The sequence below is a fragment of the Chimaeribacter coloradensis genome, from assembly GCF_002858715.1.
GTDB lineage: Bacteria > Pseudomonadota > Gammaproteobacteria > Enterobacterales > Enterobacteriaceae > Chimaeribacter > Chimaeribacter coloradensis.
Window position 1 is genome coordinate 270,803 of sequence record NZ_PJZH01000002.1, and the last position, 20,785, is coordinate 291,587.

23 protein-coding genes, 1 other RNA gene and 1 pseudogene are annotated in these 20,785 nt (G+C 58.1%); 13 read left to right on the plus strand and 12 right to left on the minus strand.

The features are described from left to right. Positions 1-205: 205 nt before the first annotated feature. The gene (tesB, locus tag CYR32_RS03520) at positions 206-1,066 is read right to left on the minus strand and encodes an acyl-CoA thioesterase II (RefSeq protein ID WP_101822631.1); all 861 of its coding nucleotides are present in this window, start codon (positions 1,064-1,066) and stop codon (positions 206-208) included. A 274-nt stretch (positions 1,067-1,340) separates the two neighbouring features. Here tesB and CYR32_RS03525 point away from each other — a divergent pair, with 274 nt between their 5' ends. Then, on the plus strand, positions 1,341-1,901 hold the full coding sequence (locus CYR32_RS03525; protein WP_101822632.1) for a YbaY family lipoprotein: 561 nt from the start codon (positions 1,341-1,343) through the stop codon (positions 1,899-1,901). Positions 1,902-1,931: 30 nt separating this feature from the next. Here the strand turns inward: CYR32_RS03525 and CYR32_RS03530 are convergent, their stop codons facing one another. Next, on the minus strand, positions 1,932-2,243 hold the full coding sequence (locus CYR32_RS03530) for an MGMT family protein (protein ID WP_101822634.1): 312 nt from the start codon (positions 2,241-2,243) through the stop codon (positions 1,932-1,934). Positions 2,244-2,474: 231 nt separating this feature from the next. Here CYR32_RS03530 and ffs point away from each other — a divergent pair. Next, an RNA gene (gene ffs, locus CYR32_RS03535) (signal recognition particle sRNA small type) lies at positions 2,475-2,571 on the plus strand. Between the two features lie 462 nt (positions 2,572-3,033). On the opposite strand, the gene CYR32_RS03540 is transcribed toward ffs, so the two are convergent. From CYR32_RS03540 to CYR32_RS03550, 3 genes are all read right to left on the minus strand, one after another. Next, positions 3,034-3,237: an HHA domain-containing protein gene (locus CYR32_RS03540; protein ID WP_072926899.1), complete on the minus strand. Its 204-nt coding sequence runs from the start codon at positions 3,235-3,237 to the stop codon at positions 3,034-3,036. Positions 3,238-3,288: 51 nt separating this feature from the next. Continuing rightward, positions 3,289-3,657 (minus strand): Hha toxicity modulator TomB, encoded by a 369-nt coding sequence (gene tomB, locus CYR32_RS03545; RefSeq protein WP_101822636.1) that lies wholly within the window; start codon positions 3,655-3,657, stop codon positions 3,289-3,291. A gap of 157 nt (positions 3,658-3,814) precedes the next feature. After that, the gene (locus CYR32_RS03550; RefSeq protein WP_101822638.1) at positions 3,815-4,168 is read right to left on the minus strand and encodes a hypothetical protein; all 354 of its coding nucleotides are present in this window, start codon (positions 4,166-4,168) and stop codon (positions 3,815-3,817) included. A 302-nt stretch (positions 4,169-4,470) separates the two neighbouring features. Here CYR32_RS03550 and CYR32_RS21960 point away from each other — a divergent pair, with 302 nt between their 5' ends. The 4 genes and pseudogenes from CYR32_RS21960 to CYR32_RS03565 all read left to right on the plus strand — a co-directional run bounded on the left by CYR32_RS21960 (position 4,471) and on the right by CYR32_RS03565 (position 7,093). Next, complete coding sequence (locus tag CYR32_RS21960) at positions 4,471-4,602, plus strand: hypothetical protein (RefSeq protein WP_277621932.1); 132 nt, start codon at positions 4,471-4,473, stop codon at positions 4,600-4,602. Positions 4,603-4,670: 68 nt separating this feature from the next. After that, positions 4,671-5,339, plus strand: a pseudogene (locus tag CYR32_RS03555) (metal ABC transporter ATP-binding protein); the annotation flags it as partial. Then, on the plus strand, positions 5,336-6,193 hold the full coding sequence (locus CYR32_RS03560; RefSeq protein WP_101822642.1) for a metal ABC transporter permease: 858 nt from the start codon (positions 5,336-5,338) through the stop codon (positions 6,191-6,193). The pseudogene CYR32_RS03555 and the gene CYR32_RS03560, both read left to right, overlap by 4 nt. Before the next feature lie 21 nt (positions 6,194-6,214). Then, the gene (locus CYR32_RS03565; protein WP_101822644.1) at positions 6,215-7,093 is read left to right on the plus strand and encodes a metal ABC transporter substrate-binding protein; all 879 of its coding nucleotides are present in this window, start codon (positions 6,215-6,217) and stop codon (positions 7,091-7,093) included. A 112-nt stretch (positions 7,094-7,205) separates the two neighbouring features. On the opposite strand, the gene ykgO is transcribed toward CYR32_RS03565, so the two are convergent. From ykgO to CYR32_RS03585, 4 genes are all read right to left on the minus strand, one after another. Beyond that, complete coding sequence (gene ykgO, locus CYR32_RS03570; protein ID WP_101822647.1) at positions 7,206-7,346, minus strand: type B 50S ribosomal protein L36; 141 nt, start codon at positions 7,344-7,346, stop codon at positions 7,206-7,208. 10 nt (positions 7,347-7,356) lie between these two features. Beyond that, on the minus strand, positions 7,357-7,617 hold the full coding sequence (locus CYR32_RS03575) for a type B 50S ribosomal protein L31 (RefSeq protein WP_101822648.1): 261 nt from the start codon (positions 7,615-7,617) through the stop codon (positions 7,357-7,359). A gap of 153 nt (positions 7,618-7,770) precedes the next feature. After that, a complete protein-coding gene (acrB, locus tag CYR32_RS03580; RefSeq protein WP_101822650.1) occupies positions 7,771-10,929 on the minus strand; it encodes a multidrug efflux RND transporter permease subunit AcrB in 3,159 nt (1,052 codons plus the stop codon). A gap of 16 nt (positions 10,930-10,945) precedes the next feature. Beyond that, entirely contained in the window at positions 10,946-12,157 is a 1,212-nt protein-coding gene (locus CYR32_RS03585) for an efflux RND transporter periplasmic adaptor subunit (RefSeq protein ID WP_101822652.1), read from the minus strand. 142 nt (positions 12,158-12,299) lie between these two features. Here CYR32_RS03585 and acrR point away from each other — a divergent pair, with 142 nt between their 5' ends. Then, on the plus strand, positions 12,300-12,983 hold the full coding sequence (gene acrR, locus CYR32_RS03590) for a multidrug efflux transporter transcriptional repressor AcrR (protein ID WP_101822654.1): 684 nt from the start codon (positions 12,300-12,302) through the stop codon (positions 12,981-12,983). Positions 12,984-13,145: 162 nt separating this feature from the next. Here acrR and rsmS read toward each other — a convergent pair whose 3' ends face one another. The 3 genes from rsmS to priC form a co-directional block, all read right to left on the minus strand. After that, positions 13,146-13,313 carry a pleiotropic regulatory protein RsmS gene (gene rsmS / locus CYR32_RS03595; protein ID WP_101822656.1) on the minus strand — a complete coding sequence of 56 codons (168 nt, stop codon included), beginning with the start codon at positions 13,311-13,313 and terminating at the stop codon, positions 13,146-13,148. 9 nt (positions 13,314-13,322) lie between these two features. Further along, positions 13,323-13,571 carry a GlsB/YeaQ/YmgE family stress response membrane protein gene (locus CYR32_RS03600; RefSeq protein ID WP_101822658.1) on the minus strand — a complete coding sequence of 83 codons (249 nt, stop codon included), beginning with the start codon at positions 13,569-13,571 and terminating at the stop codon, positions 13,323-13,325. Positions 13,572-13,655: 84 nt separating this feature from the next. Beyond that, positions 13,656-14,195 carry a primosomal replication protein PriC gene (priC, locus tag CYR32_RS03605; RefSeq protein WP_101822660.1) on the minus strand — a complete coding sequence of 180 codons (540 nt, stop codon included), beginning with the start codon at positions 14,193-14,195 and terminating at the stop codon, positions 13,656-13,658. Positions 14,196-14,339: 144 nt separating this feature from the next. Between priC and CYR32_RS03610 the strand changes: the two genes are divergently transcribed. From CYR32_RS03610 to htpG, 6 genes are all read left to right on the plus strand, one after another. Beyond that, positions 14,340-14,708 carry a DUF454 family protein gene (locus CYR32_RS03610; RefSeq protein ID WP_101822977.1) on the plus strand — a complete coding sequence of 123 codons (369 nt, stop codon included), beginning with the start codon at positions 14,340-14,342 and terminating at the stop codon, positions 14,706-14,708. Positions 14,709-14,904: 196 nt separating this feature from the next. After that, positions 14,905-15,456, plus strand: a complete 552-nt coding sequence (gene apt / locus CYR32_RS03615; protein WP_101822663.1) for an adenine phosphoribosyltransferase — start codon at positions 14,905-14,907, stop codon at positions 15,454-15,456. A gap of 77 nt (positions 15,457-15,533) precedes the next feature. Continuing rightward, a complete protein-coding gene (gene dnaX, locus CYR32_RS03620) occupies positions 15,534-17,615 on the plus strand; it encodes a DNA polymerase III subunit gamma/tau (RefSeq protein ID WP_101822665.1) in 2,082 nt (693 codons plus the stop codon). A 50-nt stretch (positions 17,616-17,665) separates the two neighbouring features. Then, entirely contained in the window at positions 17,666-17,995 is a 330-nt protein-coding gene (locus tag CYR32_RS03625; protein ID WP_101815662.1) for a YbaB/EbfC family nucleoid-associated protein, read from the plus strand. Beyond that, on the plus strand, positions 17,995-18,600 hold the full coding sequence (gene recR, locus CYR32_RS03630; RefSeq protein WP_072926449.1) for a recombination mediator RecR: 606 nt from the start codon (positions 17,995-17,997) through the stop codon (positions 18,598-18,600). The genes CYR32_RS03625 and recR overlap by 1 nt, the downstream gene beginning before the upstream one ends. A gap of 165 nt (positions 18,601-18,765) precedes the next feature. Beyond that, positions 18,766-20,646 carry a molecular chaperone HtpG gene (gene htpG / locus CYR32_RS03635; protein ID WP_175578797.1) on the plus strand — a complete coding sequence of 627 codons (1,881 nt, stop codon included), beginning with the start codon at positions 18,766-18,768 and terminating at the stop codon, positions 20,644-20,646. The last annotated feature ends 139 nt before the right edge of the window (positions 20,647-20,785 follow it).

Here is a 20,785-nt window from a genome sequence, read left to right on the forward strand (position 1 = left end):
TGGCGGCGGGATAGACAGGGCAGTGCGCTAAAAACAAGAAAAACAGGTGGCACCGGCACAGCGTGAGATTCCCACACGGTGCCGGGTAAAAGGCACCGGACAACATGCAAAAACATCACAGAGTGTGAAGCAATAATAATGATGATAGAGGGGCGGTGGCGCAATCCACCGCCCTTTTTTTATGCCTGTCAGCCTGGCCTGGGGATCAGCTGCGGCGGCGGATCACGCCTTCCTGCACCGTAGAGGCGACCAGCACGCCGTCACGGGTGTAGAACTGGCCGCGCACAAACCCACGCGCGCCGGAGGCGGAGGTGCTCTCTACCGCGTAGAGCAGCCAGTCATCCAGCCGGAACGGGCGGTGGAACCACATGGAGTGGTCAATGGTGGCGACCTGCATCCCCGGTTCCAGGAAGCCTACCCCGTGCGGTTGCAGGGCGGTCGGCAGGAAGTTGAAATCAGAGGCGTACCCCAGCAGATACTGGTGGGTGCGAAGATCGTCCGGCATTTCGCCATTGGCACGGAACCAGACATGGCGCTCAGGTTCTGCCACCTTACCCTGCAACGGGTTATGAAACGCCACCGGCCGCATCTCAATCGGCCGCTGCCCGATGAACTTGTCCCGCACTTTCTCCGGGATCAGGTGGGCAAATTTCTGCGCAATCTCCGTCTCGGACATCAGCGCCTCCGGGGGCGGCACTTCCGGCATGGTGTTCTGGTGCTCAAACCCCGCCTCCTGGCACTGGAAGGAGGCCGTCATATAAAAGATAGGTTTGCCGTTCTGCACCGCTTTGACCCGCCGGGCGCTGAAGCTGTTGCCGTCGCGCAGGATCTCGACGTCATAAATAATCGGTTTGCTGCTGTCACCGGGGCGCAAAAAATAGCTGTGGAAAGAGTGGATACCGCGCTCCGCGGGGACGGTCTGTTTAGCCGCATACAGCGCCTGACCCACAACCTGGCCGCCAAATACCTGACGCAGGCCCAGATCTTCACTCTGGCCGCGGAACAGCCCCTCTTCGATTTTTTCCAGATCGAGCAGATCCAGTAAATTTTTCAATGCCTGACTCATGGGGGGATCTCATTCAGGTTGGAATAACGTGGGCATGGGGCCGGCATTTTCCGCCGCCACGCGTGCCCTTTAACAGACATAGCCCGTTATCAGCCACAGTCTTCCATTAGCATAGTAGTGGATTTAGCGGGGGTGAAGAAGGGTGGCGGGCAGGGGGCCGCAGGAATTTTTCAGGGTTATGTGCCACAATTATTGGGTAAAGTGGTTAATGCCACTATCCCGACGCCGGCGTCAGCTGCCGGCAAAGAGGTAATCATAACAAGGAGTGCAATTGATGAAACTTTGGCAGATTGTAGGTGGAACCGCGCTGTCTTTGACCCTGGCCGGATGTGCGTCTCAGTCGGCACCGCCGCCGTCACCGCCGCCGGGTAATGGCGCCCCGTCGACCGCTGCGATTCAACAGCCTTCCGTCAACGGGACAATTAATATCAGCCAGCGCGTGACGCTGCCGCCCGATGCGGTGCTGACCGTAACACTTTCTGATGCCTCCACATCGGACGCGCCGTCGAAAGTCATCGCGCAGAGCGTGGCACGTACGGAAGGTAAACAGGCACCTTTCCCCTTTGTGCTGCCGTATAACCCACGCGATATTAAACCCGATGCCCACCTGATCCTGAGTGCAGCCATTACCCAGAGCAATGGCCAGATGATGTTTATGACGGATTCTATTCAGGAAGTCATCAATAACGGCAAAGCCGCGCAGATTGCGCTGAAGCTGGTTCCGCTGGCCTCTGTGCCGATGACCGCCAAGCCGTCTACTCTGGGGCCGTTGGATACCTCGCCAAATAACCCTGTGCCTTCCAGCCTGAACCCGGCACCGTCACCGATGCCATAAGGGCCCGGCCGGCAGCAGCGCCTGCCGGCCTTATCCTTTCCAGCCAAACCGGCTTAAATCGATCGCACTGTCCGGCCCAAACAGGATGCCTTCTGACAACAGGGCCTGCCGCTGGCGCTGGAAATCTTCCCCTTGTAATGAAATCCCGCCATGGCGGTTCACCACCCGGTGCCAGGGCAGGCGGCTTCCTTCAGGCAACCGCCGTAATACGCCCCCCACCTGGCGCGCCGCCCGCGGTGAGCCGGCCAGACGCGCAACCTCACCATAGGTGGTGACCCGCCCCTCAGGAATAGCGGCAACAATGTGGTAAACACGCTGGTTAAAATTACCCGGTTCGTTCATCTCTGCTCCTGAAAAAGGGGGTAAAAAGGTGAGCCGCTATTTAAAAGTAAAACAGAGGGGCAGAAAAGGGTGGATCAGGCAGAAATACCCTGCCGGCCGCCGCCGGCGGGGGAGGGGCTGCCGGCCGATCGTTTAAGAAAGCAACGGTCGGCCGGTAATGGGTTGCTTTTGCAGGGGGGTTCCCTGATAATGCTCCCCGCTCCAGAGTATTGGAGCCGTCAATGGAGGCCCTGTTGGTTCTCCCGCAACACTAACTTGTGAACTCGGTCAGGTCCGGAAGGAAGCAGCCGCAGCAGGCGTCGTGTGTGCCGGGATGTAGCTGGCAGGGCCTCCACCCAATTCTGCACTGCCTCATTATTCTTCCTTCTGATATTCCTCTGCTTTTTTTATTATGCGATGCATTCTGCGCGCATATCGCCACGCCTTTACCCTTTTCCAGAAAATAAAGATGACTGCGCCCGGCTGTTCTGTGACATGCCTGTAATGCATTTTTCTAAAAATAGCCCGTTTTGCCGCTTTTATGTGCGGAATTAATCAGTTTTATTAATGTAAGTGCATAAGCAGGGCATGTTTACTCGCAGGGAAATAATGTTAGCAGACAACGCGTGGCCTGCTTGCCATATTTACTCAGAAAAAGCGAACGCGGGGCGACGCCATGAAAAGGCAGGAAAAGAGAAGAAAGGAATAAGCCAGAGATCAGGAAGGTAGTGAAAGGCTCTGCGCTAAGTGATTGAAGCCGATAGAAGTATCGGCTCAACGTTATTTATCTTAACGGAACGCTAAGCGGCAATTAACGGACATACTTCCAGACAGAGGTCGGAACTTTGTCGTAGAGTTTATTCATGGTCAGCTCAGCGAGGCGGTGATCGGCCGCGGAATAAAACATCTCAAGCTCGTCATCGGAAAGTTCATACTTATTCTTTTCAATAACACGCTCTAATGTGTCTATTGTTGTGCATTTACGTAAACGCATCAGGTAATCGATCTTTTTCATCATAGTCATAATGGTTCTAATCTTATATAAGTAGATGGTAGGAATTATCTATTAAGTTCTGATCAGGGTACAGATATTCTCTTCTGAGAACATTCCGAATAATCGTCTTTTCGTTTTTTGCCACCGCTTTAAATCGGCGGTACTGACGCCATAATTACCAAACAGCGTGTAAGTGTCATCAAGATACTCTTCGACCCGGTCAGCCAGCGTAAGTTCATCCTGATATTTTATTTTAAAACTCATGACGAAAGAAGCAATATGTTCAATGAGTTCGTTCAGTTGCAGATTAACCTCAGAAGTCGGGTCATTTACCCAGCCATGGTGGCTGTCCCCCAGGGTGGCAATTCCTTCGTCATACAGATTTTCACACAAGAACTTCAGTTGGGCCACGTCATGACGTTTAGGCGAATACTCATCCATATCATCTCCTCCGTTAGGTCGTTATTCATGTTGATAACACTAAGTGAGTAATTTAATAACCGACAGATGAGAGATCATTTTAATCTGTGATGGCTGATGTCCTTACGAATAAATATAAAACATTTTCCAGTATCGTGGGAGGAAGAATTACTCAAAATTACAATTCATCGGAAGGTGACGGGCGGCTGTTATCAATGATATTGAAACAGAGCTGGGAGCCTGAATGTGTAAAGGTGATTCTTTCTTCCTTATGCTCAACGGCGTCAATATCCAGGCAGCCGTTAAAAATTGTCCAGCGGTAGTGATAAGTCATTGAATAATCTGAGCCGGAAAGGGGCACTATCTGGGTAACCCTCAGACTGCCGGGTTCATACCGGGCATTATCTGAATAATAGCTCAAATTCCCGACCAGCGTATCTTCAAGCTGAGAAATATGCGCGTCGACTATTTTTTGGATGTCAGAAACAGAAAGTGCTGCCTCGTCAGAGGGTAAAGAAATACACCGTTGCATTTATTCATCATGTTTTATTGATGCGTATTTGTAGTATTGCACACTCCTGAACCTTTTGTCAGCGCGGAACCGGGACTTTTTTGCCGGCACCTGCTTTCTTATCCTACTGAAAATTAGCGGTTTTATTGGCAGGACATAAAAAATTACTCTTTAATTGCCGGTTTCTGCATCACCAATAACAAATTTTCAGATTCCGGCCAGGGTGCGCTGGTGTTGCCTCACGGCTTTTGATCTTTCTCATCGTTGAATCGGGCAAGTTTTTGTGATGTTATAATATAACAATTACTGATGCCGGATTCGTTATGACTCTTTTCCATGTTTCGCCTGACCGCCTGAACTGGCTGATGGCCTCTGCCCCGGCGCGCGGCCTGGCCGCGGTTTTGCTGTTGGCGCTGCTGTGGGCCGCCATTTACTGGGCGAACCTCTTGCCATGATTACCCTCCGCCACCTCACTGCCGGGTACGGGCGGCAGCCTGTGACCCTTCCGCTTAACGGTGTTTTCCGGCCCGGATCGCTGACGGCCGTGATCGGCGCTAACGGCAGCGGCAAATCCACACTGCTTAAAACGCTGGCCGGGTTGCAGCCCCCGGTTTCCGGGGCGGTGCAGCTGGCCCGCAGCGAGCGTCGTCAGCTCGCTTTTCTGCCGCAGCAGGCCGATCTCGACCGCCAGTTTCCTTTGCTGGTGGAGGATGTGGTGGCAATGGGGCTATTACGGCACCGCGGCGTATTCGGGCGGTTTACCCGTCACCACCGGCAGCAGGTTGTGCAGGCGTTGGGGCAGGTGGGCATGGCCGGGTTTGCCCGTGAGCCGATAGGCAGGCTTTCTGGCGGGCAATTCCAACGTGTGCTGTTTGCCCGCCTGCTGGTGCAACAGGCACCGTTAATCCTGCTGGATGAGCCCTTTACCGGCATCGATGCCGCAACGGTCCGGCTGTTGCTGGATCTTATCGCCGGGTGGCACACGCAGCAGCGTACCGTGATCGCCGTATTACACGATATTGAGATGGTCAGCGCCTGTTTTCCACAGACGCTCCTGCTTCACCCGCAGGGTAACGCCTGGGGGAATACGGCGCAGGTGCTGGTTCAGCAGCATGGCCGGGCCGCTGAACCCCCGGTTGAAAACGGGCCTGTTGCCGGGAAGAGGCTGTCGTGGGGGGAGGCCGCCTTATGACGTTGCATCTGCTGAGCGACCCTTTCCTGACCTTCGGGTTTATGCGCCGTGCGCTGGTTGCCTGTCTGGCCCTGTCACTCAGCGCTGCGCCGCTGGGCGTTTTTTTGCTGTTGCGGCGCATGAGCCTGGTGGGGGATGCCCTTTCCCATGCGGTGCTGCCCGGCGCGGCGATAGGTTATTTGCTTTCCGGCATGTCTCTGGTGGCGATGGGCATCGGCGGTTTTATTGCCGGTCTGGCTGTTGCCATGCTTTCCGGCTGGGTCAGCCGCCATACGGCCTTAAAAGAAGATGCGAGTTTTGCCGGTTTCTATCTTGGATCGCTGGCGTTGGGGGTGACGCTGGTCTCCCTGCGCGGCTCCAGTATGGATCTGCTGCATGTGCTGTTTGGCTCTATCCTGGCAGTGGATGCCCATGCCCTGTTGCTGGTGGGGGCGATTGCTTCGCTCTCTCTGCTGGTGCTGGCGGTGCTTTACCGCGCGCTGGTGATCGAATCTTTCGATAAAACTTTTCTACAGCTCAGTGCCGGGCGCTGGCTGCCGGTGACTCACGCGGCATTTCTGGCGCTGGTGGTGATTAATCTGGTGGCCGGCTTCCAGATCCTCGGCACCCTGATGTCCGTGGGGCTGCTGATGTTACCGGCTGCCGCCGCCCGGCTATGGGCGCGCACTTTGCCGGCAACCCTGCTGACGGCTATCGCGTTTGGCATGGCCGCCAGCCTGGCCGGGTTGCTCTGGTCCTATTACGCCTCGATCCCCGCCGGCCCGGCCATTGTGCTGAGTGCCGCTCTGCTGTTTTTTATCTCAGTTTTATTTGGCCGGTGCGGCGGTTTTTTCGCCGCTGCCCGGTCGTTATAGTGTGTCAGATAAGGAGATTTCATGAAGTATTTACCGGTGGTGTTGACTACGGCTGCCCTGTTGTCTGCCCCCTCAGCGATGGCAAAAACCGTGGAGACCGTGGCCAGTTTTTCCATTCTGGGTGATATGGTGCAGCACATCGGCGGGGAACATGTGCACGTCACGACCCTGGTCGGGCCGGACGGCGATCCGCACAGCTATGAACCCCGCCCGCAGGACAGCCAGGCGCTGGCCAAGGCGGATCTGGTCTTTGTCAGCGGGCTGGGGCTGGAAGGGTGGATGGATCGCCTGATCGGGGCCTCCGGGTATCACGGGCATCCGGTGGTGGCTTCGGCAGGCGTGAATACCCGTCAGATGGAAGAGGACGGGAAAACCATCACCGATCCCCATGCCTGGAACAGTATGCAAAACGGCATCCTCTACGCCCGGCATATTATGGATGCGCTGATCGCCGCTGACCCGCAGGATGCGGACTATTTCCGGCAGCACGGCACGGCTTATATCACGCAGTTACAGCAGCTTGACCAGTGGGCCAAACAGCAGTTTGCCCAGGTACCGGCAGAAAAACGCAAGGTACTGACGAGCCATGATGCGTTTGGCTATATGGGGCGCGAGTATGGCGTCACCTTTATGGCCCCGGTGGGCTTCTCCACTGAGGCACAAGCCAGCGCCAGTGACGTCGCGGCATTGATCGGGCAGATCAGGCAGCAGCATGTTTCGGCCTATTTTATTGAAAACCAGACCGATCCGCGGCTGGTGAAACAGATTGCCGCGGCCAGCGGCGCGCAGCCTGGCGGGGAACTCTATCCGGAGGCGTTGTCACCTTCCAATGGCCCGGCCCCTACCTATGTCCGGGCATTTCAGCATAATGTGACCGCCCTGGTCAGCAGCATGAAATAAGGATGATCCCGTCGCGTATGCCGCGGCGGGATGACGTTATCGGCACATAAAAAAGCCCCGCTGGGCAGCCGCGGGGCTTTTTACGTTATCAGAATGGCTTAATCAGAACAGCTTAGCGGCGTTTTTTCCGGCCTTGCACTGCTTTGAAGCGTGGGTTGCTTTTACAGATGACATACACACGGCCGTGGCGGCGGACCACTTTGCAATCTTTATGGCGAAGCTTGGCTGAACGCAATGAACTGAGTACCTGCATGGTGTCCTCCTCAGGCAGATTTAGGCGTCAGGAAACGGCCAAACCGCTGCTGGAAGCGTGCGGTGCTGCCCTCTTTGGAAAACTCTTTCTGTTTCCCGGTGTAGTAGGGATGGGAGGCAGAAGAGATTTCAATTGCCACGTAGGGCATTTCGCGGCCTTCCCACTCAATGGTGCGGTCAGTACGCATCGTTGACCCTACGGCAAAGTAGGTATCGCTGCTGGTGTCGTGAAACACCACGGTACGGTAATCGGGATGAATGCCGGTGCGCATCATGCTCTCCTTTTGGGTATGTTATAACATAACAATTGATGTGCCCAGTATTGCGCAAAGCAGGGCGGATAGCAAGCCCATTGCGGCCCGGCAGTAAACCGCAGGCAAAAAAAAGCCGCGCAGTGCGCGGCTTTTAAGTTCAAAAAGCGTGGGTTAGTGCTTGTTCAACGAAACGTCAGGGGTGTGGCTATGCTCCACATCGTCTGATTTTTTGCTGAAGCGGCGGCGAACCACCACAAAGAAGACCGGCACGAAGAAGATCGCCAGGATGGTGGCGGTCACCATCCCGCCCATTACCCCGGTACCTACCGCATTTTGCGCGCCGGAACCGGCACCGGTCGAGATAACCAGCGGTAACACACCCAGGATAAAGGCCAGCGAGGTCATCAGGATCGGGCGAAGACGCATCCGCACCGCTTCCAGGGTCGCTTCAATCAGCCCTTTGCCCTCTTTGTCCATCAGATCCTTGGCGAATTCCACAATCAGGATGGCGTTCTTCGCCGACAGACCAATGGTGGTCAACAGCCCTACCTGGAAGTAGACGTCGTTGCTCAGGCCACGGAAGGTCGCGGCAAGCAGCGCCCCGATCACCCCGAGCGGCACCACCAGCATAACGGAGAACGGAATCGACCAGCTTTCATACAGCGCCGCCAGGCAGAGGAACACCACAATCAGCGAGATGGCATACAGGGCAGGGGCCTGGTTACCCGAGAGCCGCTCCTGATAAGACATACCCGTCCAGTCGTAGCCGATACCGGTCGGCAGTTTCGCCGCCAGTGACTCCATCATCGCCATGGCTTCACCACTACTCTTACCGGGCGCAGGCTGGCCCAGCAACTCCATAGACGGCAAGCCGTTATAGCGTTCAAGGCGCGGCGAACCGTGCTCCCAATGGGAGGTGGAGAAGGAGGAGAACGGCACCATCTGGCCATTGCTGCCGCGCACATACCAGTTGTTGAGATCGCTCGGCAACATGCGGTATTGCGCCTGCGACTGCACGTAGACTTTCTTCACGCGGCCGCGGTCAATAAAGTCATTCACGTAGCTGCCGCCCCAGGCAGAGCCCAGCGTGGTGTTGATGTCGGAGATAGAGACACCCAGGGCTTCCGCTTTCTCCTGATCGATTTCCAGTTTGAACTGCGGGGTATCCTCCAGGCCGTTCGGGCGCACACCCACCAGCAGGTCACTGTGCTGGGCAATCATGCCGAGCAGCTGGTTACGCGCTTCGGTGAGTTTGTTGTGGCCCAGGTTAGCCTGGTCAATCAGCTGGAAATCGAAGCCGGTAGCCGTACCCAGCTCAACAATCGCCGGGAGGTTGAACGGGAAGACCATGGCATCTTTAATGGCGGAGAAGGTGCCCATCGCCCGCCCGGCAATCGCCGGTACTTTATTCTCTTCACCGCTGCGTTCAGACCAGTCTTTCAGGCTGACGAAGGCGATACCGGTGTTCTGGCCCTGGCCGGAGAAACCGAAGCCGTTAACCGCAAACACCGAGTTCACGTTGGCTTTCTCTTTCTCCAGATAGTAGTTGGTTACCTCATCCAGCACTTTTTGCGTCCGCTCCTGGGTGGCCCCGGCCGGCAGCTGAACCATGGTCAGGAACACCCCCTGATCCTCTTCCGGCAGGAAGGAGGTCGGCAGGCGGACGAACAGCAGCGCCATCCCGACCACAATCACCAGGTAGACCAGCAGATAGCGGCCGGTGCTGCGCAGGATATTGCCCACGCTGTCGGTGTAGTGGTTGGTGCTGCTTTCGAACATCCGGTTGAACCAGCCGAAGAAGCCTTTCTTGTCATCATGGTGGCCTTTCGGCACCGGCTTCAGCAGGGTGGCACAGAGTGCCGGGGTCAGGATCAGTGCGACAATCACCGACAGCACCATCGCGGACACGATAGTGATCGAGAACTGACGGTAGATTACCCCGGTCGAGCCGCCAAAGAAGGCCATCGGGATAAACACCGCAGAGAGCACCAGCGCAATCCCCACCAGCGCGCCCTGGATCTGCTCCATCGATTTTTTGGTGGCCTCTTTCGGCGGCAGGCCCTCTTCGACCATCACACGCTCGACGTTCTCCACCACGACGATGGCGTCATCCACCAGCAGGCCGATCGCCAGCACCATACCGAACATCGTCAGGGTGTTGATCGAGTAGCCGAAGGCAGCGATGACCGCAAAGGTCCCGAGCAATACGACCGGTACCGCAATGGTCGGAATCAGCGTCGCACGGAAGTTTTGCAGGAAGAGGTACATCACCAGGAACACCAGCACGATCGCTTCGAACAGCGTTTTCACCACTTCGTTAATCGAGATCTGGACGAAAGGCGTGGTGTCGTACGGGTAAACCACCTGCATCCCATTCGGGAAGAAGGGTTTGAGTTTGTCCAGCGTGGCTTTTACTGCTTTGGAGGTGTCCAGGGCGTTGGCACCGGTCGCCAGTTTGATGCCGAGGCCGGCAGCCGGCTGGCCGTTGAAGCGTGCCACCACGCTGTAGTTTTCACCGCCCAGCTCAATGGTTGCCACGTCACGCAGGCGCACCTGGGAGCCGTCCGGGTTCACTTTCAGCAGGATTTTACCGAACTCTTCCGTCGAGGTAAGGCGCGTCTGCGCAATGATGGAGGAGTTCAGCTGCTGCCCTTTTACCGGCGGCGTCCCGCCCAGCTGACCGGCGGCCACCTGGTTATTCTGCACCGTAATGGCGTTAATCACGTCCACCGGGGTGAGCGCAAAGTTGGTCAGCTTGTTCGGGTCCATCCAGATGCGCATCGCATACTGGGAACCAAACAGCTGCACGTCACCCACACCGCTGGTACGGCTGATCGGGTCCTGAATATTCGACGCCACATAGTCCGCAATATCTTCCTGCGTCATGGTGCCGTTGTTATTCACGAAACCGGCCACCATCAGGAAGCTGCTGCTCGACTTCTGTACCTTGATCCCCTGTTGCTGCACTTCCTGCGGCAGCAGCGGCATCGCCAGCTGCAGCTTGTTCTGCACCTGCACTTGGGCGATGTCAGCATCCGTGCCGGAGGCGAAGGTCAGCGTCAGGGTCACACTGCCGGACGAGTCACTGGAGGAGGCCATGTACATCAGGTTATCGATGCCGTTCATGTTCTGCTCGATAACCTGCGTCACGGTATCCTGCACCGTCTGCGCGTCAGCACCCGGGTAGTTGGCGGAAATTTCAATCGCCGGAGGCGCAACCGTCGGATATTGCGCAATCGGCAGCTTTAATATCGACAGGCCGCCCGCCAGCATAATAATGATGGCGATAACCCACGCAAAAATGGGGCGATCTATAAAGAACTTAGCCATGTATTACCGGCTCCTATTAAGACTTCGAGGCGTTGTCGGACGATGCCTGCTGCTGTTCACCTGCGGGTTGCGCCGGCGCATCAGCGCTCACTTCCTGTACCTTCACCTGCGCGCCCGGCTTCACCTTCTGCAGGCCGGTCACGATGACGCGGTCACCCGCTTTCAGGCCCTCGGTGACCAGCCATTTATCCCCAATCGCCTGGGAGGTCTTCAGGGTACGGTTCTCAACTTTGTCACCGGCACCTACCACCATCGCGGTGGCTTCACCACGCGGGTTGCGGGTAATGCCCTGTTGCGGCACCAGCAGCGCATTTTCATTCACGCCCTCATCCAACCGCGCACGCACAAACATCCCCGGCAGCAGGATATGGTCCGGGTTCGGGAACACGGCACGCAGGGTGATGGAACCGGTGGTTTCGTCCACGGTCACGTCAGAGAACTCCAGCGTCCCTTCCTGTTTGTACTGGCTGCCGTTTTCCATCAGCAGCGTCACTTTGGCTTTGCCGTTCTGCTGCTTCAGCGACCCTTCCGCCATCTCCTGCTGTAGACGCAGGAAATCGGTGCTGGACTGGGTAACGTCAACATAGATCGGGTCAAGCTGCTGTACGGTGGCCAGGGCATTGGTCTGCCCGCTGGTGACCAGCGCGCCTTCGGTGACGCTGGATTTGCCGATACGGCCGCTGATAGGGGAGGTGACTTTGGTGTAAGCCAGGTTGATACGCGCGGTTTCCACGGCGGCTTTGGCAGCGAGCACCGAGGCATCGGCGGAGCTGGCGTCGGCCTGCGCCTGATCGTAATCCTGTTTACTGATGTAGTTAGTCCCGAGCAGGGGCTTATAACGGTTCAGTGTCACACGGGCGATTTGGGCAGTGGCCTCGGCCTTGGCCAGATCGCCTTTGGCACTGTTATAGGAAGCCTGATACGTTGCAGGATCGATCTGATAAAGGGAGGTGCCTGCCTGAATATCACTGCCTTCAACAAAGTTGCGCTTAAGAATAATGCCGCTGACCTGGGGGCGGACCTCTGCCACGCGGAAAGCAGTGGTACGGCCGGGCAATTCAGTGGTGATATTCAGCGGCGCGGTTTTCAGCGTCACGATGCCCACTTCCGGTGCCTGCTGTTGCTGGGCTCCCTGTGAGGACTCCTTATCATTACATCCTGCGAGAACTAAGCTGCCTGAAAGCATCAGAACGGCCGCCAGAGGCGTTAACCCTCTGTTTTTGTTCATAGATAAACCTCAAGTGTCCGATTTCAAATTGATCAATGGATCACAAGCCATAAAACCCATTGCTGCATTTTAGATATGTGCGTACCATCGTACATACATACGCGAATGTATGTAAGACATCTCTTTGTGAAAACCAATTGCCATGGCACGAAAAACCAAACAACAAGCACTTGAAACCCGCCAACAAATTCTGGACGCCGCGGTGAGGGAATTTTCAGAACGTGGAGTGTCTGCGACGTCACTGACGGATATTGCCACCGCGGCCGGCGTAACGCGGGGTGCTATCTATTGGCACTTCAAAAACAAGGTAGACCTGTTTAACGAAGTCTGGGCCATCTCTGAGTCAAAAATAGACGATCTCGAAATAGAGTATCAGGCAAAGTACCCCAATAATCCACTGCGCGTCCTGCGTGAAATCCTTATCTATGTGCTCTGCGCCACGGTAGACGATCCACGCCGCCGTGCCTTGATGGAGATCATTTTTCATAAGTGTGAGTTTGTGGGGGAGCTGATGTCCCTGCAGCAGGCGCACAAGATTCTGTATCTGGAAAGTTACGAGAAAATAGAAACTGTTTTAAAAAACTGTGTCGATCGCAAGTTATTGCCTGCCGACCTCCATACCCGCCGCGCCGCCGTGGTGCTGCGCTCTTATATCAGCGGGCTGATGGAGAACTGGCTGTTTATGCCGGAAGGGTTTGATCTCAAAGGGCAGGCGGCGAATTACGCCGATATTTATATCGATATGTTAACCCTCAGCCCGCATTTGCGGCGGGAGGGCGCGGCACCGGAAGGGGAAAGCCAGGGGCCACTCCCGGGGAAGAACTGACCTCATCTCTGCGCGATGCCGCTTGTCAGGCGCCTGTCCCGCTAACGGCACCGGCCCGTATAACAGCCGGCCCGGTACAATAGCCGACCCGAAAAACAGCCGACCCGGAAAACAGCGGGGCTGGCTGAACGGCCCCGCTGTTTTCCGGGCGATAACGCCTTCTCAGGCGCTGAGCGGGTTGTCTCCCCCCAGCCGCAACTTTTCCCGGTAGTCACGCGCGACAATCTCCAGGGCCGCCAGCGCGATATCCGGCGCAATTTCATTGCATTCCAGCAGGTAGATCAGATCGACCGCCAACTGCAGTTCCGGTGAGGCATTTTCAACTGACATAAGGCCAACTCAATAGGTGCGTTTGCGATAAACAAACAGAATCAGGATTGCGCCCGTCAGTGCGATAAGCAAGCTTCTGAAACTGAACCCGGCGAGCGAACCTGACTCCAGATAGGTGCTGATATACCCGCCCACCAGCGCGCCGCTGATGGCCAGCACTACCCATAAAATCACGCTGCCGCCTTCTTTGCCCGGCAAGAACACTTTTGCCAGCAGCCCGACTGCCAGCCCCAGAATGATCCATGAAATCAGGCCCATAATGTTCTCCCGCCAGGACATCCCTATAGTATAGATAATTGTTAATGCTGTAAGGCCGGCGCTTTAAAAAATTGTGATAAACATTCAAAAACCGTTTTCTTTTCGCTCCACCGCCCGTTCAATCCGCGCCAGGGCCTGGCGGCAACGTTGCAGCCGCCCCTCCAGTGCCGCCAGCTCCTGCTGGATTTTGCGCTGCTGCGCCAGCGACTCCTGACGGCCAAGCAGGCTTTCGCGATCGCGGATCATGGCGATAAGCCGGCGCTCGAAATCCTGGTGCTGGGCCAGCCGGTGGTAAATATCCTCTTTGCTCTCACCCTGTGGGCGGGAATGCTGTTTGCGCAGCGCCTGGGTCGCCAGCTCCCGCTGTAACGCACCAATCTGCATCACCAGCCGGTCAGCCACAAAGGCGACCTGCACCGTGCGCCGCTCCGCCACCACCAGCCGGAGCTGCGCCAGGTTCTGCCGCACTTCGGCCAGGTAATCACGCAGCCGGGTACCGTGGGTATGGAACAGCCCGGCGTCAAAACGCGCCTGTTGCGCCGGCACATGGCCGATTGGCTCGATCTCGGCGGCCAGCGCATTAATCTGCTGCTCCAGCGTCTGTAAAACTTTTTGCGTTGTCACATTGTCTCTCCGGCGGGTCTCCCCGGTAGCTTGCCGCTGAAACGCCGGGCTGACAAGCCGGTTTCATTGTGTCAGACCGGGATTGAAGGCTACTATGGCGCCCTGGCAGGGCGGAGAGAGGAGCAGGGAAGAATGAAAAGCGCGCTGTGGCGCTGGGTACTGATCGTGATGGGCTGGCTCTCTGTGGTGCTGGCGGCACTGGGCGCGGTGCTGCCGCTGCTGCCGACCACCCCGTTCCTGTTGCTGGCCGCCTGGTGTTTCTCCCAATCTTCGCCGCGTTTCCACCACTGGCTGCTCCACCGCTCCTGGTTTGGCAGTTACCTGCGCCACTGGCAGGCGCACCGGGCGCTGCCGCCGAACACCAAATGGAAAGCGATGCTGTTTATCGTGTTTTCCCTCAGCATCTCGCTCTTTTTTATCAAGATTTTATGGCTGAGGGTGATGCTGTTTATCCTGATGCTGGTGCTGCTCGCCATCATGTGGCGTCTGCCGGTCGTTGACCGGACGCAATAAAATAGGCCCCAGCGGCGGGCTTCGGTTGCAATTTCACTGGAGTTTGCATAAATTTGGGCGTTTTCGTGCGTGGGTCATCTCCTCTTTCCCCTTATCGTCCTTCTCCTAAAGGCATATGCACGTCACTGCGGTGGCGGGGCAGGGGTATCAGACGGCCTGCGTTTAAGTCAGAACACCGCTTTTTCAGGCACACATTATGATCGCTACTGCACAGCAGCTTCAGTTAATTAAAGACAGTATCAAGACCATCCCCGACTACCCGAAGCCGGGCATACTGTTCCGTGACGTCACCAGCCTGCTGGAAGATCCGAAAGCCTATGCCGCCAGTATTGAGATGCTGGCCAGCCGCTACCGTGATAAAGGCGTTACCAAAGTGGTCGGGACTGAAGCCCGAGGTTTCCTGTTTGGCGCACCGGTTGCGCTGGTGCTGGGCGTGGGCTTTGTGCCGGTGCGCAAGCCCGGCAAACTGCCGCGTGCCACCCTCAGCGAAAGCTACGAGCTGGAATACGGCACCGACAAACTCGAAATCCACACCGATGCCATCCAGCCGGGTGACAAAGTGCTGGTGATCGATGACCTGCTGGCCACCGGCGGCACCATTGAAGCCACGGTGAAGCTGATCCGCGCCCTGGGCGGCGAGGTCAGCGATGCGGCCTTCATCATCGATCTGCCGGAGCTGGGCGGCGAACAGCGCCTGACCCGCCAGGGCATCAACTGCTTCAGCCTGGTCTCTTTCGGCGGCCACTGACAGCAGCATTCAGCCTCGCCGCTCTGGCGAGGCTGTGTTAGCATTACCCTCCAGATTTCCCAACTTCTCCGGTATTAATGAGCTATCAGGTTCTTGCCCGTAAGTGGCGCCCGCAAACCTTCGCTGATGTTGTCGGCCAGGAACATGTCCTGACCGCGCTGGCCAATGGCCTCTCACTGGGGCGGATTCACCATGCCTACCTGTTTTCCGGTACGCGCGGCGTGGGGAAAACCACCATTGCCCGCCTGCTGGCGAAAGGGCTGAACTGCGAAACCGGGATCACCGCCACCCCGTGCGGCAAGTGCGACAACTGCCGGGAGATTGAGCAGGGGCGCTTTGTCGATCTGATCGAGATTGACGCCGCCTCGCGCACCAAAGTGGAAGACACGCGTGAACTGCTGGACAACGTCCAATACGCCCCGGCGCGCGGCCGCTTCAAGGTCTACCTGATCGACGAAGTGCACATGCTCTCCCGCCACAGCTTCAATGCCCTGCTGAAAACGCTGGAGGAGCCGCCGTCGCATGTGAAATTCCTGCTGGCGACCACCGATCCGCAGAAATTGCCGGTCACGATTCTGTCGCGCTGCCTGCAATTCCACCTGAAAGCGCTTGACCCTGAGCAGATCCGCCAGCAACTGGAAACGGTGCTCCACGCCGAGCAGATTGCGGCAGAGCCGCGGGCGTTGCAGCTGCTGGCCCGCGCCGCGGACGGCAGTATGCGTGATGCCCTGAGCCTGGCCGATCAGGCGATCGCCATGGGGCAGGGGGAGGTCGGCACTGACACCGTGAGCCGGATGCTCGGCACGCTGGATGATGAACAGCCCCTGGCAATCATTGAAGCGCTGGTGAGCGCCGACGGTGAGCGGGTGATGGCCCAGGTAGAACAGGCTGCGTCCCGCGGCGTGGACTGGGAAGCGCTGCTGGTGGAGACCCTGACGCTGCTGCACCGCATCGCGATGCTGCAACTGCTGCCGGGCGCGCTGGATGACCACTACGCGGTGGTGGAACAGCGCTTGCGCGAACTGGCGCGGGCTGTGCCGCCCACCGACGTGCAGCTTTATTACCAGACGCTGCTGATTGGCCGCAAAGAGCTGGCGTTCGCGCCCGATCGCCGCATGGGCGTGGAGATGACGCTGCTGCGCGCGCTGGCTTTCCACCCGAAAGCGGTGATTGCCGAGCCGGTTATGCCGACCCAGCAGGTGGCTCCGGTTCAGCCTCAGCCTCAGGTTCAGGCCGCGCCGCCGCGTATGCCGTCTCACGCGCCGGCCATGGCGGCTGCGCCGCAACCGCAACCCGCCGCCCCTGTGCAGCCGCAGCCCGTAGCCCCTGTGCAGCCGCAGCCCGCTGCGCCTGCGCGGCCGCAATCTGCCATGCCGCAGGCCGCGCCGCCCCAGGCGCCGGCACCCCAGCCGGAACCGGCCGCCGCGGCACCGGGCGGCATTTCCGATACCGCGAAACTCCTCCAGGCACGTACCCAGCTGCTGCGGCAACAGGGGAACCACAGCCCAAAAAAAGCTGAGCCGGCGGCGCCTGGTGCGCGGCCGGCCACCTCAGCGCTGGAGCGGCTCGCTTCAGTGACCGAGCGTACCCAGCAGCGGCTGGCCGCGCGCCCGGCGGTGCCGGAAGCCCCGGCCAAACCGGAGGCGTACCGCTGGAAAGCGCAAACCCAGCCGGATGCCGCCGAACAGGCCCCGCTGGCGACGCCAAAAGCGCTGCGTTCGGCGCTGGAACATGAGAAAACCCCGGAATTGTCAGCTAAGCTGGCTGAAGAGGCGCTGGAACGTGATGACTGGGCTGCCTATGTGCAGCAGTTGCCGCTGCCGAAGCTGGTGCAGCAGCTGGCACTGAACGCCTTCCGTGAAGTGGTGGGGCCGTCAGAGCTGCGGCTGCACCTGCGCCCGGCGCAGCGCCACCTGAATTCACCGTCAGCCCAGAAGGCGCTGGCCGAGGCGATCTCCGCCTGTGAAGGGCATCCGGTTGAATTGACAGTGATTGAAGACGATAATCCGGCGGTGCGAACGCCGCTGGAGTGGCGTCAGGCAATTTATGAAGAAAAACTGGCGCAGGCGCGTCAGTCGATTGTCGCGGATAATAATATCCAGACCCTGCGCCGCTTCTTCGACGCGGATCTGGATGAAGACAGTATCCGCCCCCTTTAACTGCCGCGGTGCATAATGCAAAACGCGGCCCAGCGCAAAGAGAGATGACTATGTTTGGTAAAGGCGGTCTGGGTAACTTGATGAAACAAGCCCAGCAGATGCAAGAAAAGATGCAGCAGATGCAGGAAGAAGTCGCCAAGATGGAAGTAACCGGCGAATCCGGCGCTGGCCTGGTTAAAGTCACCATCAACGGCGCGCACAACTGCCGCCGTATCGAGATCGATCCGAGCCTGATGGAAGATGACAAGGACATGCTGGAAGATCTGGTCGCGGCTGCGTTCAACGATGCGGCCCGCCGTATTGACGAAGCGTCCAAAGAGAAAATGTCCTCGGTTTCCAGCGGCATGCAACTGCCGCCGGGCTTTAAGATGCCGTTCTGATGCAGACCAGTCCGCTTCTCGAAACCCTGATGGAGGCGCTGCGCTGCCTGCCGGGCGTTGGCCCGAAATCGGCCCAGCGCATGGCATTCCAGCTGCTGCAGCGTGACCGCAGCGGCGGGATGCGTCTGGCGCAGGCGCTGACCCGCGCCATGTCTGAAATCGGCCACTGTGCCGATTGCCGCACCTTTACCGAGCAGGAGATCTGCACCATCTGCGCGAACCCGCGTCGCCGCCAGAATGGCCAGATCTGCGTGGTGGAGAGCCCGGCGGACATTCATGCCATTGAACAGACCGGGCAGTTCTCCGGCCGTTACTTTGTGCTGATGGGCCACCTCTCGCCGCTGGACGGTATCGGGCCGGACGACATCGGCCTCGACCGTCTCGAGGAGCGGCTGGCCTCAGAGACGATCCAGGAGCTGATCCTGGCGACCAACCCCACGGTAGAGGGGGAGGCGACCGCCAACTACATCGGTGCCATGTGCGGGCAGTATGGCGTAGCCGCCAGCCGCATCGCGCACGGTGTACCGGTGGGCGGCGAGCTGGAGATGGTGGACGGCACCACGCTGTCCCACTCTCTGGCCGGGCGGCACCCGATCAAGTTCTGAGACCAAAAGGCGCGGGCAACCGCGCCTTTGTTCGTTTTAACGCCACTCGTGCATTTTTCCTGTTGAATTTTTCCTGCCCTGTCCCCATCTCCTCACCATTGCCGGGTTCATCCCGCCCCATTCAGCCCAAACACTGTTTTTTTAGGATTGAGGTAGAACATGAGTATGAAAGGTCAAGAAACCCGCGGGTTCCAGTCTGAAGTGAAACAACTGCTTCACCTGATGATCCACTCGCTCTATTCGAATAAGGAAATTTTCCTGCGTGAGCTGATCTCCAACGCCTCCGATGCCGCCGACAAGCTGCGCTTCCGCGCCCTGTCTGCCCCGGAGCTGTATGAGGGCGACGGCGAACTGCGCGTGCGCCTCTCCAGCGACAAAGAGAAGCGCACCTTGACCCTCAGCGATAACGGCATCGGTATGCGCCGCGACGAGGTGATTGATAACCTCGGCACCATCGCCAAATCCGGCACCAAATCTTTCCTGGAGTCCCTGGGTTCTGACCAGGCCAAAGACAGCCAGCTGATCGGCCAGTTCGGCGTCGGCTTCTACTCCGCGTTCATCGTGGCGGACAAAGTCACCGTACGCACCCGCGCGGCCGGCGCTTCCGCCGACGAAGGCGTATTCTGGGAGTCCGCTGGTGAAGGCGACTACACCATCGCGGACATTACCAAAGCGGAGCGCGGCACCGAAATTACCCTGCATCTGCGCGAAGGCGAAGATGAGTTCCTCGACGACTGGCGTCTGCGTTCGATCATCGGCAAATACTCCGACCATATCGCGCTGCCGGTTGAGATCCTGAGCCGCACCGAAGGGGAAGGCGACGAAGGCAGCACCGAGAGCTGGGAGAAGATCAACAAGGCGCAGGCCCTGTGGACCCGCAGCAAATCCGAGGTGACCGAGGACGAGTATAAAGCGTTCTACAAACACATCGCCCATGACTTCACCGACCCGCTGACCTGGAGCCACAACCGCGTTGAGGGCAAGCAGGAGTACACCAGCCTGCTCTACATCCCGGCACAGGCACCGTGGGACATGTGGAACCGCGATCACAAGCACGGCCTGAAGCTCTATGTGCAGCGCGTCTTCATCATGGACGACGCCGAGCAGTTCATGCCGAACTACCTGCGCTTCGTGCGCGGCCTGATCGACTCCAACGACCTGCCGCTGAACGTTTCCCGTGAGATCCTGCAGGACAGCCGCATCACCCAGAACCTGCGCGGCGCGCTGACCAAGCGTGTGCTGCAGATGCTGGAGAAACTGGCGAAAGATGACGCCGAGGCCTACCAGACATTCTGGCAGCAGTTCGGCCTGGTGCTGAAAGAGGGCCCGGCGGAAGACAGCGCGAACAAAGAGAGCATCGCCAAACTGCTGCGCTTCGCCACCACCCAGAGCGACAGCGCCGCCCAGACGGTCTCGCTGGAAGAGTACGTCAGCCGCATGGTGGAAGGGCAGGAGAAGATCTACTACATCACCGCTGACAGCTACGCCGCCGCGAAGAGCAGCCCACACCTGGAGCTGTTCCGCAAAAAAGGCATCGAAGTGCTGCTGCTCTCCGACCGTATCGACGAGTGGATGATGAGCTACCTGACCGAGTTTGACGGCAAGCCGCTGCAATCCGTCAGCAAAGCAGATGAAGCGCTGGACAAGCTGGCCGACGAAGAGAACGAACAGCAGAAAGAGGCCGAAAAGGCGCTGGAGCCGTTCGTGGATCGCGTCAAAACCCTGCTGGGTGACCGCGTGAAAGAAGTCCGCCTGACCCACCGCCTCACCGACACCCCGGCGATTGTCACCACCGGTGCCGATGAGATGACCACCCAGATGGCGAAACTGTTCGCCGCGGCCGGCCAGCAGGCACCGGAAGTGAAATACATCTTCGAGCTGAACCCGGATCACTCTCTGGTCAAACGCGCCTCCGCCGTGAGCGAAGACGAACATTTTGCCGAGTGGGTCGAGTTGCTGCTTGATCAGGCCTTGCTGGCCGAGCGCGGTACGCTGGAAGATCCGAACCAGTTTATCCGCCGCATGAACCAGCTGCTGCTGGCCTGATTGCCGCACTGACCTTAAAAGCCTGTATTGCCTGTGCAATACAGGCTTTTTTATGGATAAAAGCGCCGCCGCCCCGGCTGGGCAAAAGTCTGCTATTGCCGCCGCTTCCTTGAGCCGCGGGGCCTGCGATGGTATGGTT

What these genes read in the sequence shown, in the direction of transcription:
- tesB (WP_101822631.1), bottom strand. Translation starts at nt 1,066, where the DNA reads ATGAGTCAGGCATTGAAAAATTTACTGGATCTGCTCGATCTGGAAAAA.
- CYR32_RS03525 (WP_101822632.1), top strand. Translation starts at nt 1,341, where the DNA reads ATGAAACTTTGGCAGATTGTAGGTGGAACCGCGCTGTCTTTGACCCTG.
- CYR32_RS03530 (WP_101822634.1), bottom strand. Translation starts at nt 2,243, where the DNA reads ATGAACGAACCGGGTAATTTTAACCAGCGTGTTTACCACATTGTTGCC.
- CYR32_RS03540 (WP_072926899.1), bottom strand. Translation starts at nt 3,237, where the DNA reads ATGAAAAAGATCGATTACCTGATGCGTTTACGTAAATGCACAACAATA.
- tomB (WP_101822636.1), bottom strand. Translation starts at nt 3,657, where the DNA reads ATGGATGAGTATTCGCCTAAACGTCATGACGTGGCCCAACTGAAGTTC.
- CYR32_RS03550 (WP_101822638.1), bottom strand. Translation starts at nt 4,168, where the DNA reads ATGCAACGGTGTATTTCTTTACCCTCTGACGAGGCAGCACTTTCTGTT.
- CYR32_RS21960 (WP_277621932.1), top strand. Translation starts at nt 4,471, where the DNA reads ATGACTCTTTTCCATGTTTCGCCTGACCGCCTGAACTGGCTGATGGCC.
- CYR32_RS03560 (WP_101822642.1), top strand. Translation starts at nt 5,336, where the DNA reads ATGACGTTGCATCTGCTGAGCGACCCTTTCCTGACCTTCGGGTTTATG.
- CYR32_RS03565 (WP_101822644.1), top strand. Translation starts at nt 6,215, where the DNA reads ATGAAGTATTTACCGGTGGTGTTGACTACGGCTGCCCTGTTGTCTGCC.
- ykgO (WP_101822647.1), bottom strand. Translation starts at nt 7,346, where the DNA reads ATGCAGGTACTCAGTTCATTGCGTTCAGCCAAGCTTCGCCATAAAGAT.
- CYR32_RS03575 (WP_101822648.1), bottom strand. Translation starts at nt 7,617, where the DNA reads ATGCGCACCGGCATTCATCCCGATTACCGTACCGTGGTGTTTCACGAC.
- acrB (WP_101822650.1), bottom strand. Translation starts at nt 10,929, where the DNA reads ATGGCTAAGTTCTTTATAGATCGCCCCATTTTTGCGTGGGTTATCGCC.
- CYR32_RS03585 (WP_101822652.1), bottom strand. Translation starts at nt 12,157, where the DNA reads ATGAACAAAAACAGAGGGTTAACGCCTCTGGCGGCCGTTCTGATGCTT.
- acrR (WP_101822654.1), top strand. Translation starts at nt 12,300, where the DNA reads ATGGCACGAAAAACCAAACAACAAGCACTTGAAACCCGCCAACAAATT.
- rsmS (WP_101822656.1), bottom strand. Translation starts at nt 13,313, where the DNA reads ATGTCAGTTGAAAATGCCTCACCGGAACTGCAGTTGGCGGTCGATCTG.
- CYR32_RS03600 (WP_101822658.1), bottom strand. Translation starts at nt 13,571, where the DNA reads ATGGGCCTGATTTCATGGATCATTCTGGGGCTGGCAGTCGGGCTGCTG.
- apt (WP_101822663.1), top strand. Translation starts at nt 14,905, where the DNA reads ATGATCGCTACTGCACAGCAGCTTCAGTTAATTAAAGACAGTATCAAG.
- dnaX (WP_101822665.1), top strand. Translation starts at nt 15,534, where the DNA reads ATGAGCTATCAGGTTCTTGCCCGTAAGTGGCGCCCGCAAACCTTCGCT.
- CYR32_RS03625 (WP_101815662.1), top strand. Translation starts at nt 17,666, where the DNA reads ATGTTTGGTAAAGGCGGTCTGGGTAACTTGATGAAACAAGCCCAGCAG.
- recR (WP_072926449.1), top strand. Translation starts at nt 17,995, where the DNA reads ATGCAGACCAGTCCGCTTCTCGAAACCCTGATGGAGGCGCTGCGCTGC.
- htpG (WP_175578797.1), top strand. Translation starts at nt 18,766, where the DNA reads ATGAAAGGTCAAGAAACCCGCGGGTTCCAGTCTGAAGTGAAACAACTG.